At 60.3% G+C, this 229-nt stretch carries 1 protein-coding gene; it reads left to right on the top strand.

Features of this window, described 5'->3' with window-relative positions:
- A partial coding sequence (locus AC3XQU_RS25155) for a lysozyme family protein (protein ID WP_489876804.1) occupies positions 1–229 on the top strand: 229 nt, incomplete at both ends.

Genomic DNA, 229 nt, shown 5'->3' with positions numbered 1-229 from the left:
ACGGTGTCCCGTCGAAGGGCCTCGCGCAGGTCATCGACCCAACATTCGAATCGTTCAAGGACCCTGGTTTCGACAACATCTGGGATCCGGAAGCGAACCTGCGCGCGTCGCTGAACTATTTGCTTCGCGATCCGAAGTTCGGCGGTCAAGGTGTTGGTGCGTTGACCGGCGCTGGCTACGACCAGGGTGGTCTCGCCATAGGTGAGGGGCTCCTGCCGAAGTACACGAT

The sequence above is a fragment of the Telluria sp. AZSoR62 genome (genome assembly GCF_058111565.1).
This window is presented reverse-complemented; position numbering and strand designations above follow the sequence as displayed.